The organism is Shewanella sp. SP1S2-4 (assembly GCF_031932075.1).
In the GTDB taxonomy this organism is placed as follows: Bacteria; Pseudomonadota; Gammaproteobacteria; order Enterobacterales; family Shewanellaceae; genus Shewanella; species Shewanella baltica.
This window is the reverse complement of sequence record NZ_JAUOET010000005.1, coordinates 23,363-35,192: the sequence shown is the minus strand read 5'-3', so window position 1 is coordinate 35,192 and position 11,830 is coordinate 23,363. Positions and strand designations below refer to the sequence as shown.

Below are 11,830 nucleotides of genomic sequence, written 5' to 3'. Positions count from 1 at the left end.
CTATTGTGCTTGCGTTTCAGAAATAACTTTGGTGGTTACTGGAGCGCCGGGACGAACTTTCTGTAATCCTTCCACAATCAACTTATCGCCCACAGCTAAACCAGAAGTGACTCGCCATTGGTTGTTAATCACTTCAGCGGTCGTCACAGTTTTCGCTTCGACTAAACCTTGGTCATTCACCACCATAGCCACAGCTTCACCTTTAGAGTTACGCGTAATCGCTTTTTGCGGAACTAAGATAGCCTGTGGATCCGTGCCCGCATTTAACATAGCGCGAACATACATACCCGGTAATAAGATACCTTCAGGGTTAGGAAATTCAGCGCGCAGAATGACTGAACCAGTGTTTGGATCCACACTCACTTCAGCAAACTGCAACTTACCCGGATGACTGTATTGACTGCCATCTTCGAGCAACAATTGCACGTCTGCATTTTCTGACGCTTGTAGCTTACCTTGCTTCAACTTAGCCTTAAGACGTAACAACTGCGCACTCGATTGCGCGATATCCACATTGATAGGATCAAGTTGTTGAATCGTCGCCAATGTTTGGCTTTGGTTGGCAGTCACTAACGCACCCGCAGTCACACTCGATTTACCGATACGACCAGAGATAGGCGCTAATACTTCAGTGTATTGCAGGTTGATTTTAGCTGTATTAATCGCAGCTTCTGCCACTGTGACGTTCGCTAATGCTTCTTTGTAAGCCGCTTCAGCTTCATCAAATTCTTGCTTACTGATGGCGTTGGTTTTCACCAGTTGCTGATAACGTGCCGCCTTAGCTTTTGCTGAGGCTAAACCCGCATTGGCTCTGGCTAAATCGGCATTGGCACTGACTAACGCAGCTTTGTAAGTTGAAGAGTCAATCTGATACAAGGATTCACCCTGTTTCACATTGCCGCCTTCAACAAAACTACGCTTAGTGATAATACCGTTAACCTGTGGACGAACTTCAGCCTCGAGGAAAGCTTTACTGCGTCCAGGTAATTCCACCTGAATCACTTGTGGCTGGGCAACAACATTAAGGATTCCCACTTCCATACTACGTGGGCCAGCGCCCGCCTGAGCTTTCTCTTCTTGAGGGCTGCAAGCTGCCATCCATAACGCCACGCTTATAACTGAGGCAAGTTTAATTGTCTGCCGCATGAGAACTCCTTCAAATATTAACTGCCCACATACCAGTACACTTATTGCGCTGACACGAGCCGTAATTGTAACTAAAATCAAATCCGTTATTTATCTCATAGCCTATATGAATCAACAAGGAAGATAACGAAACTAAATTGTAAACTAATGAAAATTTTCACTCATTCGGCATTACTATATTCATCGAATTGTTATTCGATTTAAGAATCCCGTTAACTTTGAGCAACATTGTTAGAGGGATATGCCGTAAAACACCCAATAAGCCTACTCCATATTGAATATGTTGCAAATCTGTTCATATTCTACACTTAGCGCAGGCCAAGGCACACAGCTCAACGGCGTTAGCTTAACCGCCACTTGTTGCAATAATTTGTACATAGAGACAAAAACGCAGCGCTGTTGTTTTTACTCAGGCCACTCTCAGCATCAAGTCGCTAAAAACGACCCTATCAAGACTGACAATACCGAAAGAGAGTAAACAAGGAATTGGCTTCAGACTGCCTACGCGTAAAAACATCATTTAGCGGATTAATGTGCAGTTTGTTACCTCAAACATATGGCCGAAATACGGCGCCAATGGCTTGAGTCAAACCCACAACAATAAAAGTAACCGTCTCAAATCATACTGAGCGGGTTATTTTAGTGGTTAGCCATAGGCGGAGCAAACCCGAAATCCAGTTTAATACCCCATTAAATGAAACTCAGACTCCCACAATTAACACTTCTTTAATGACGAATATTGCTTACAAAGCTAAAAATTCCTCGCTTAAAAACGCATTTGTTCATATTCATTCACATATTTTCGTGATTGGTTCATTCCAAGCATCACGGCTATTCACAACTTATTTTTACGATAATGGTGCGCTAACAACTCCCAATATTTTGAAATAATTTTGAGATGATGATTATGAAGACTCGCACTACATTTTTGCTTAGCGGGGCGTTACTTTCCCTTGCTATGACTGTCCAAGCGGCCGATGACAACCAGCTCTTAGGCGGTACGATTAATGCCAATGTTAACTTTGCCTCCGATTATGTATTCCGCGGTGAATCTGAAACCTTAGATGGTGATATCCCCGTAGTGCAAGGCACCTTAAGCTGGAATCATAATGAAGGTTGGTATGCAGGGGTATTTAGCTCCAACATCAAGTTTGCCGATCCTAATTTAGAGATAGTTACCGCGCCTTTTATCGGCAAAGCTGGTGAATTTGGCGACTCAGGATTTACCTATGATGTAATGCTATTTTCATACCTCTACCCGGGTGCATCCTATTCAAATTACACAGAACTCTGGCTCAAAGTCGGCAAACAGTTTGGCCGTGCCAACCTGCAATTAGAAGTCACGCCCACAGTCGATGATTGGTTTGGAGTCGATGGCTGGCACGGCGTGAACTACGCCTTACATCCAAGCTATAACTTCGATAATGGCGTGAAAATCTCAGGCTCAGTCGGTTATCAAGACTTGAGCGGTGAAGGTGCCGAAGGTTGGGGACACTGGAACTTAGGTCTTAGCAAAGTATTCTACGGGTTGAATTTTGATGTCCGTTACCACGGCAGCACAGTGGATACCGACCACAAAGTCTATGGCACTCAGACTGAAATCTTCGATGACAGATTTGTGGTTGGCATCAGTAAAAGTTTTTAAGTGTAGTTAGTCGCGTTACCCGCTCATCCGCTGCTTCCCTGCGGCACTCCAGTGGCTTGATAAATAGAGCCTTGACCAGCCCCGCGGCTGGTCTTTTTTATGTTGCGCTTACAAGTGCTAAATCTAAATATCCTAAATTCGATTATCCCCTACACTACAGGCCAAAATACGGCTGATGTCGGCCAAACAACGCCCTGATTCCTGTTGCCACTGATTAAATACAGCTTGTACTTGTTTAAGCGCTGTCTGCGACGTAAAACCCGCATCGACCAATTTGTGCGCTTTAAAATAGCCTTGCACATCATCGGTTAACAAAAAGGTATCTTTACCAATACCGCGCAGAAAATAAGGACCTGTGTTGCCGCCCAGTCGAGTACCACGTTTCTTCAACAGTGCCCATAAACCGATAATATCCTGCGTCGGCCAAGCGGCGATCAGCTGCGCCAAGCTGCCATGTTCGCGAGCAATATCGTGGATCATTAAAGCATTATCATAAATGGCTTGAGTCTTTTTTAAATGGCGGATCAGCGTCGCATCACTCGCCCGCGCTTGAATTTGCTCTGGAGATAACATCAAGACTTTATGCGGTTCAAACCCAAAGAATGACTTCTCATATTCAGGCCATTTATTAACAACTACCCGCCACACAAAGCCACTTTGAAACACCTGACGACTCATCGCAGACAATAATTCAGCATCCCGATACTGGCGAATTTCATCATCGGACAGGCAACCAGATAATAAGGCTTCGAGCCCCGCAGGGCCGCCTTTGCGCACACTGGCTCTGGCATAAATAGATGAAAAACGCTCTAACTGGCTCATATTATTACCTTTAAAATAATTAAATCCCGACACTTCCTATATGGGCTCATAATACCTATTTTTACCCCTGATGGATCATTTGGCTTTGCCAAGAAAAATTGTGTTTATTCCAGCATTTTTTAAGAAAACTCTTACAGCAAGCGCTTCAATTACGACTAAAGTTAAGGCGTAAAGTCAGTAAAATACAGGGTTTGGAGTGAGTGCCTATGGAGCTTTTTTATCATCCCTTATCACGCTATTCGCAAAAGGTGTTGATCGCACTTTATGAAAAGCAGGCCAATTTCTATCCCAGAATCATAGATCTGCGCGACCCTTTTTCACGCAAGGAATTTCACCAACGTTATCCGCAAGCGCGAATCCCCCTGCTTAAAGCACAAAATGAACAGCTGATACCCGAATCCAGCATTATTATCGAATACCTAGATAGGCATTTTAATAACAGTACCCAGTTGCTCCCCCAAGAACCGCAACGCAACTTACAGGTGCGTTTGTTCGATCGCATCATAGACAATGATATTAATAACCCATTATTTCAATTAGAAAAGTTGAAGCATACCGAGGACAGCAACGAGTTCGAAATCAAACAATTAGAGAAACAACTACTGACACAGTTTCAACGCTTAGACGCGCAACTCACACAACATCATTGGGTCTGTGGCGACAGCTTTACCTTAGCCGACTGTGCACTCATCCCTTGTTTAAGCTATAGCTTCCAACATCTAAACCTATTGGATTTAGATGAAATCGTGCGCTATTGGCAGCAGGCACAATTGCGTGGCGCTTGGATGTTAGTACAAGAAGAGGTGTTACTGGCTGAAATGGAGGAAACGGCGGGAATAAGAGGCATACCTTAGCGGGTAAGTCATGCCTCAACACAATCACATATTGCGTTCTTTCTTCAACTGCAAGAACGCTTTCCACTTCACGACTTCTGGCGGCAACTCAGGTGCAGCATCGGTATAACCCGCCTCTTTCACTAACACATCTAGCGGCACTTGCTTACCTTTGCACACGAACACGCCGCGCACATGCACGATACAATGTAGGCCACGTTCGCTCACAAAGCGTTGTTCAATATAGAAATATTTCTCATCCCAACCGACGACTTTGGTTTCAATTTCAAAGGTTTTTAGCGGCTTGATATCGCGAATATAGGTAAATTCGGCGGCGTTAACTATCGGCATCCACTTCAACTTTAAGAAACGTTTCAGTAGACCCATCTCGGCCAACATATAAGTCCGCGCCAGATCCATAAACGCGGGATAGCGGGAGTTAGTCAGATGGAAATTGATATCGCAATCGCTCGGTAAAGCACGATAAGTGATACGGCTTGTGCCTAGAAAATCAATTTTACGGCAGTGACGCGTGCGCCAAAATAACAACCAAAACAAACGAAAATACAGATTCATAACGAGTCGCCCTTGGAATAAGAGCCACAGGCTAACAGAGGTCATACCACAGGGCAAGCGTGAATCAGATCACAAAAAAGACGCCCTAAGGCGTCTTTTTATCGTTCAACTAAGCTCATTGGTCTGAGATAACCAGCCAGTTAAAATTGGCAAGTTTATCTTTTATCGCAATAGCTTACGCATTAAATCTATGCCGCAATGCCCGAATGTCTTAACAGGGCATCGATATTCGGCTCACGTCCCATAAACTGTTTAAACAAGTCCATAGGTTCGGCTGAGCCACCCATTTCGAGGATATTGTGCAGGAAGCGACGACCCGTTTCAGGGTTGAAAATCCCTTCCTCTTCGAAGCGAGAAAACGCATCCGCCGACAGCACTTCTGCCCATTTATAGCTGTAATAACCCGCGGCATAACCGCCCGCAAAAATGTGGGCAAAACCATGTTGGAAACGGTTAAAGTCTGGCGGCGTTAATACGGCGACCTGACGACGCACTTCGTCTAAGGTTTCTTGAATGCGCGCGCCTTTAGCGGGGTCGTATTCGTGGTGCATTCTAAAATCGAATAGCGAGAACTCGAGTTGGCGCAGCATCATCATGCCAGATTGGAAGTTTTTCGCCGCCAGCATCTTATCTAACAAGGCTTTAGGTAATGGCTCACCCGTTTCGAAGTGACCAGAAATTTCGGCTAAGGCTTCTTCCTGCCAGCACCAGTTTTCCATAAATTGGCTCGGTAACTCGACCGCATCCCAAGGCACACCATTGATACCCGACACGCCTGCAACATCGATTTTGGTCAGCATGTGGTGGATACCATGGCCAAATTCGTGGAACAGGGTCGTCACTTCATCGTGGGTGAATAGCGCAGGTTTGCCATCGACCGGACCATTAAAGTTACAGGTCAAATAGGCCACTGGCTTTTGCAATCCATCGGCGGTTTGACGGCGAACACGGCAGTCATCCATCCAAGCACCGCCACGTTTACCTGTGCGGGCATATAAGTCGAGGTAAAAACTGCCTCTGTGTTCGTCAGTTTCGTCGAAAATATCGAAGAAACGCACGTCTTTATGCCAACGATCAAGGTCTTTTTGCTCAACGATTTTAAGGCCGAACAAACGCGATACTGTGTAGAACAAACCCGAGAGCACTTTATCTTCAGGGAAGTAAGGACGCAGGATTTCCTGTGAAATCTCATACTTATGCTGCTGCAACTTCTCGGCATAGAAACTTAAGTCCCAAGAGGCCATTTCGCTCACGCCGTATTCCGTCTCGGCAAAAGCTCTCAGCTCGGCCACTTCTGCCTTAGCTTGATCCTTTGAGCGCAGCGCTAACTCGTTTAAAAATGCCATCACCTGCGCTGGCGTTTCAGCCATTTTCGTCGCTAGGGATTTGTCGGCAAAACTGTCAAAACCGAGTAACAATGCGAGTTCGTGGCGCAAAGCAAGGATTTCGTCCATCAGCGGGCTGTTATCAAACTCGCCAGCATTAGGGCCTTGATCCGAGGCGCGCGTAACGAAGGCGCGGTAACACTCTTCCCGAAGACTGCGGTTTTCACTGTAAGTCATGACAGGTAAATAAGAAGGGAAATCTAAGGTAAACAACCAACCGTCTAACTCACGCGCATCGGCCATCGCCTTAGCGGCGGCTTTGGCAGACTCTGGCAGGCCCGCAAGCTCAGCTTCATCTGTGATCAACTTAGTCCAAGCTTGGGTCGCATCCAGTAATTGATTCGAAAAGCCACTGGTGAGTTCAGAAAGACGTTTGACCATTTCGCCATAACGCACTTTTTGCGCGTCATCTAAGCCAATACCCGATAGTTCAAAATCGCGCAGGCTGTGTTCAATCACCTTCTGCTGGGCTTGGCTTAATTGTGTAAATTCATTCGATGCACGCAGGGCTTTATAGGCTTGATACAAACCTTGGTGTTGACCAACATAGGTGCCGTATTCCGACAATAGCGGCAAACAAGCATCATGAGCAGCGCGCCATTCATCTGTGCTGGTCACTGAATTCATATGAGAAACGGGCGACCAAATTTGGCTCAGCTCATCGTCAACCTGTTCTAGTGGCGCGACCAAGTTGTCCCAAGTGTAAGGACCTTGATTCTGCAGCACTTGATCAATCTTAGTGCGGCACTGAGCAATGGCATGCTCAACGGCGACTTGAATATGTTCCGGTTTAATCTGTGAAAAAAGCGGTAATTTTGCGCCGCTAAGCAAAGGGTTGCTCATATTGACTCCTCAACAATCTGTATCACTTATAGATAAGGGCTAACGGGCTATTTATCAAGGCAAGAAAACCGATTGCCCCCTTCGAACGCCTTGCTAACGCTATTTCTGCTTAAAAAAAGTGAACTCGTTCGCATTTAGCATTTACGCTTAATGTACCTAAGCATTATTGTCGGCTTGATCGCAAATCGAATCAATTCGCATTAACACTTATCTATGGGGAAGGTATTCTCGCCTTAACAAACGCATTTCTACCTAAATCAGCAAAAATATGGCAACACACTCAGTAAAACTGATGGCGAGCATCCTCTGCACTTTAGGCATCAACGGCTTGAGTGACAACGCATTCGCCAATGAGAGCATCGAGAGCATCGAGAGCATTTCAAGCGCAGGATTGCCCAGCCAGAATAGCCAAGCCTTAGCTGTAACACTGGATTTAGGTTGGGACAGTCAATACGTCTCACAGGGTCGCAATAATCTGCAAGATGGCGGCATCTATTGGCTGAATACCGCAGTCCAGCAAGACAATATCACCGTCTACGCTTTAGTTGGCCGCGGCGATAGCCAAGCCTACACTGAGTGGAATATCGGCCTTGAATATGGGTTCGATGTGGCCGAAAACCTAGAGGCTAATGTGGGTTATCAACGCATTGAAGGCTACAGCAATAGCCGTTGCCACGATAACGAGCTATTTGCCGAACTCGCTTACACAGCTGAACCTTGGCTAGTACCATCGACAAGTTATGTCTATTCCACCGAGGCGGCGGGTTACTTTGTTGAAGTGAGTTTACACAGTTATTGGCATGTCACAGATCAACTTAGCCTCACGCCATACATAACTCAAGGGTTTGATTTTAAATACCGCACAGAAGAACACGATGGCCGCAATAACCTGCAATTTGGCCTCGAAGCCAGTTATCAGCTGTCATCCTACATGAGTATCGATGGTCACATCAGCCACAGTATTGCCCAAGGAGATATTGAGCAAGAAGCGATGGCGAATGGCGATATGAGCTCGCAAGATGAGACCTATGCAGGCATCCACTTTGCGATGACGTTTTAACTCCATTCTTAGCGCTGTGGTTTTTAGCTCAGTGTTTTTAGCTCAGTATTACAACCTTCCTCAGTCAATTTATCCCACTCCATTTGGCAAAATAACGCTCACTAACTACACTCAAAACGTCGACGGAACGACTCACCATTCATATCGATTTTACCGAGGAACAGGGAATGTTAGCCCAGCACTTTTATCTCATCCGCACCGCCGTTATTGCCTTACTTCTACTTTCACTCCCAGTCATACACTCGGCTGACGCACGGCAATTACTTGAACTTGAGCCTGAATCTGAACCGAGTCTAGAGTCCTTACTACAATCGACACAAACCGCGCCTTTGCCCCTAGGCACCTTGCTCGACAGTGAGGGCAAACCGATTAATCTGCCTAACCAAGTGCAAAGCAGTTTCGAGTATTCGGCTCCCACTCTCACGCCAGCTGAGCCATCCAAAGCCACTAAATCAACTAAAGCCACGCAATCGACCAAAGCTTCTAAGAGTAAAAAACTCAGCCGCAAGCAACAACTTGCCGGCCGTGAACACGTAGCCAATGATCCCAACTGCCGCTGGCTCGATAAACGTATGGATCAGTTAGAAGCACAACTGGGCGGCCAGCAAGATAACACCGCTACGTATCAAGCCGACGAACTCAGCGCCCGCCAAAAGGAATGGCAATGTTTGAAATGTGGCGTAGAAGGTCCAGCTCAAAACGATCACTCTAATTGCCAATATCGCCGCTAGACGCCCACCCGATGAACAGCTAATGCCCAGTTCAGGTAAGTGTAAAGCTCGGGATCTTTTTCAGTCAAAGTACGGTCTTATGCGTTAGTCATGCAATGGGCTGGTCTGTTATCGCAAACCCCCCTACAATGACCTTCTGCTGTAAAGCATCTCATCCTTGAAGTAAGACGGAGAAACTCATGGCTCAACATTTTGACTATATCTGCCTAGGCGCAGGCAGCGGCGGTATCGCCTCAGCAAACCGAGCAGCAATGCGTGGCGCTAAGGTTCTACTCATCGAAGCCAAACACGTAGGTGGCACCTGTGTAAACGTAGGCTGTGTGCCGAAAAAAGTCATGTGGTATGGCGCCCATGTTGCCGAAGCGATGAACCTTTACGCCAAAGATTATGGTTTCGACGTCACTGTTAATAAATTCGATTGGAATACCTTGGTCGAGAACCGCGAAGCCTACATTGGCCGCATTCATGATGCCTACGGCCGTGGTTTTGCCAACAACAAAGTGACCCTGTTAAATGGCTACGGCCGTTTTGTCGATGGCAACACTATTGAAGTGGACGGCGAACATTACACTGCCGATAACATCCTCATCGCCACTGGCGGCGCGCCGACTATTCCGAACATTCCTGGTGCCGAATACGGTATCGATTCCGATGGTTTCTTCGCTCTGCGTGAGCAACCAAAGCGCGTTGCCGTTGTAGGTGCAGGCTATATCGCCGTTGAAGTCGCTGGCGTGTTACACGCTCTGGGCAGTGAAACTCACTTATTAGTGCGTAAACATGCGCCGCTGCGTAACTTTGACCCCATCTTAGTCGATGCCCTCGTTGAAGCCATGGCGACCGAAGGCCCAACATTGCACACCCATAGCGTACCAAAAGCTGTGGTTAAAAATGCCGATGACAGCCTGACATTAAGCTTAGAGAACGGTGAAAGCATCACAGTCGATTGCCTAATTTGGGCAATTGGCCGTTCACCAGCGACGGGCAATATCGGCTTAGAAAACACCGAAGTGCAAGTAGATAGCAAAGGCTATGTCATCACTGACGAGCAGCAAAATACGACCCACAAAGGGATTTACTGTGTCGGTGACATTATGGCGGGCGGCGTAGAGCTCACCCCAGTTGCGGTTAAAGCGGGCCGTTTGTTATCCGAGCGTTTATTTAACGGTATGACAGATGCCAAAATGGATTACAGCCTGATCCCAACCGTTGTATTCAGCCATCCACCAATCGGCACTATGGGCTTGACCGAACCAGAAGCCCGTACTCAATACGGCGACGATAACGTCAAAGTGTATACCTCGACGTTTACCTCAATGTACACCGCCGTCACGGCCCATCGCCAAGCCTGTAAGATGAAGTTAGTCTGCGCTGGCAAGGACGAAAAAGTCGTCGGTATTCATGGTATTGGTTTTGGTATGGACGAAATCCTTCAAGGTTTCGGCGTCGCCATGAAAATGGGTGCAACTAAGGCCGATTTCGATGCGGTTGTTGCTATCCACCCAACGGGCGCCGAAGAGTTCGTTACTATGAGGTAAAAGCGATTTTTGCTTTGATTTCATCATATTTAGGGCCAGCTAATGCTGGCCCTAATTGATCATAGATAGCATAAAATCATTAACTCTCACGCGACTTTCCTATAATCTCGACTGAGTACTTTGCATTTTAAACACATAGCGCGGTTATCGCTGCGCCACTGTCATCGGGATAAATAGCGTAATGCTTAAAGAACTCGCGTTCGATGGTTTGTTATTTAGTCCATTAATTATCTTTATCCCCTTAGCTTTTCTGCTTTCCTGCATCACTCGCTTGGTACTCTATCAAACTGGGCTCTATCACAAGCTGTGGCGCGAAGCTTGGTTCGAAGTTGGGCTGTTTATCTGCTATCTGGCGTTGGTCATTTACTTGCTTGGGAGTTGATTGTTCATGGGAAAAATCTTTCGTATCAGCCTCACCCTCATTGTGGTCGCGGTTGCAGGTATCGCGGGACATTGGATATGGTCACACTACCTTTATTCTCCTTGGACCCGCGACGGCCGAGTTCGCGCCGAAATCATTACCATAGCGCCAGATGTGTCCGGTTGGGTGAACCAACTGAATGTAAAAGACAATCAAGTCGTCAATAAGGGTGATGTGTTGTTCACTGTGGACGATACCCGCTACAAGGCCACAATTGCCGAATTGAATGCCAAAGCGGAAAGTCAAAAATTGGCATGGGAACTGGCAAAACATAAGTACAAACGTCGTATCGGTTTGACCAATGACAACTTAGTTAGCAAAGAAACCTTCGACGAAGCCTTTATCAATACTGAACTGGCAAGAACCAGTTATGAACTCGCACAGGCGCAATTGAACACCGCCAAAATTGACTTAGCGCGAACGCAAATTCACGCTCCCGAAAATGGCACTCTGATCAATTTAAGTCTGCGTAATGGTAACTATGTCAGCAAAGGCAACTCGGTATTTTCGCTGGTCAAACAAGACTCCCTCTATATCACAGGCTATTTTGAAGAAACCAAAATCCCCTTGGTTCACATAGGTCAAAACGCCGATGTCAGCCTGATGAGTGGCGGCCATGTCTTGCATGGCAAAGTGACCAGCATAGGTAAAGCAATCGCCAATACTAATGTCACTACTAATGGACAGTTATTGCCGCAAATCGGCCAAACCTTTAATTGGGTGAGGTTGTCGCAACGTATTCCGGTCGATATTCAGCTAGATAGCATTCCTAAGGACATAGAGCTGAGCGTCGGCATGACAGTTTCCATCCAGCTACAAACTGACAAATAGTC

The 11,830-nt window shown here is 46.5% G+C and carries 11 protein-coding genes; 7 read left to right on the top strand and 4 right to left on the bottom strand.

Annotated features, from left to right (window positions below; translation table 11 throughout):
* Positions 1 to 1,146 (bottom strand): efflux RND transporter periplasmic adaptor subunit, encoded by a 1,146-nt coding sequence (locus Q4Q52_RS07285; RefSeq protein WP_220591495.1) that lies wholly within the window; start codon positions 1,144 to 1,146, stop codon positions 1 to 3.
* Positions 1,147 to 2,044: 898 nt separating this feature from the next.
* Here Q4Q52_RS07285 and Q4Q52_RS07280 point away from each other — a divergent pair.
* Positions 2,045 to 2,791, top strand: a complete 747-nt coding sequence (locus Q4Q52_RS07280; RefSeq protein WP_311988740.1) for a TorF family putative porin — start codon at positions 2,045 to 2,047, stop codon at positions 2,789 to 2,791.
* Between the two features lie 132 nt (positions 2,792 to 2,923).
* On the opposite strand, the gene Q4Q52_RS07275 is transcribed toward Q4Q52_RS07280, so the two are convergent.
* Positions 2,924 to 3,613 carry a DNA-3-methyladenine glycosylase I gene (locus tag Q4Q52_RS07275; protein WP_311990214.1) on the bottom strand — a complete coding sequence of 230 codons (690 nt, stop codon included), beginning with the start codon at positions 3,611 to 3,613 and terminating at the stop codon, positions 2,924 to 2,926.
* 206 nt (positions 3,614 to 3,819) lie between these two features.
* On the opposite strand from Q4Q52_RS07275, the gene Q4Q52_RS07270 reads away from it, so the two are divergent.
* Positions 3,820 to 4,467, top strand: a complete 648-nt coding sequence (locus Q4Q52_RS07270) for a glutathione S-transferase family protein (protein WP_311990213.1) — start codon at positions 3,820 to 3,822, stop codon at positions 4,465 to 4,467.
* 24 nt (positions 4,468 to 4,491) lie between these two features.
* On the opposite strand, the gene Q4Q52_RS07265 is transcribed toward Q4Q52_RS07270, so the two are convergent.
* On the bottom strand, positions 4,492 to 5,022 hold the full coding sequence (locus tag Q4Q52_RS07265; protein ID WP_006079446.1) for a thioesterase family protein: 531 nt from the start codon (positions 5,020 to 5,022) through the stop codon (positions 4,492 to 4,494).
* A gap of 188 nt (positions 5,023 to 5,210) precedes the next feature.
* Positions 5,211 to 7,250, bottom strand: a complete 2,040-nt coding sequence (gene prlC, locus Q4Q52_RS07260; protein WP_311990212.1) for an oligopeptidase A — start codon at positions 7,248 to 7,250, stop codon at positions 5,211 to 5,213.
* A 268-nt stretch (positions 7,251 to 7,518) separates the two neighbouring features.
* Here prlC and Q4Q52_RS07255 point away from each other — a divergent pair, with 268 nt between their 5' ends.
* From Q4Q52_RS07255 to Q4Q52_RS07235, 5 genes are all read left to right on the top strand, one after another.
* A complete protein-coding gene (locus Q4Q52_RS07255) occupies positions 7,519 to 8,310 on the top strand; it encodes a hypothetical protein (RefSeq protein WP_311990211.1) in 792 nt (263 codons plus the stop codon).
* 167 nt (positions 8,311 to 8,477) lie between these two features.
* Positions 8,478 to 9,041: a hypothetical protein gene (locus Q4Q52_RS07250; protein WP_311990210.1), complete on the top strand. Its 564-nt coding sequence runs from the start codon at positions 8,478 to 8,480 to the stop codon at positions 9,039 to 9,041.
* Positions 9,042 to 9,220: 179 nt separating this feature from the next.
* Positions 9,221 to 10,576, top strand: coding sequence for a glutathione-disulfide reductase (gorA, locus tag Q4Q52_RS07245; protein ID WP_259562727.1), 1,356 nt, complete (start codon positions 9,221 to 9,223; stop codon positions 10,574 to 10,576).
* Between the two features lie 181 nt (positions 10,577 to 10,757).
* Positions 10,758 to 10,958, top strand: a complete 201-nt coding sequence (locus Q4Q52_RS07240) for a DUF1656 domain-containing protein (protein WP_006079439.1) — start codon at positions 10,758 to 10,760, stop codon at positions 10,956 to 10,958.
* A gap of 6 nt (positions 10,959 to 10,964) precedes the next feature.
* Positions 10,965 to 11,828 (top strand): HlyD family secretion protein, encoded by an 864-nt coding sequence (locus Q4Q52_RS07235; protein WP_012090615.1) that lies wholly within the window; start codon positions 10,965 to 10,967, stop codon positions 11,826 to 11,828.
* The last annotated feature ends 2 nt before the right edge of the window (positions 11,829 to 11,830 follow it).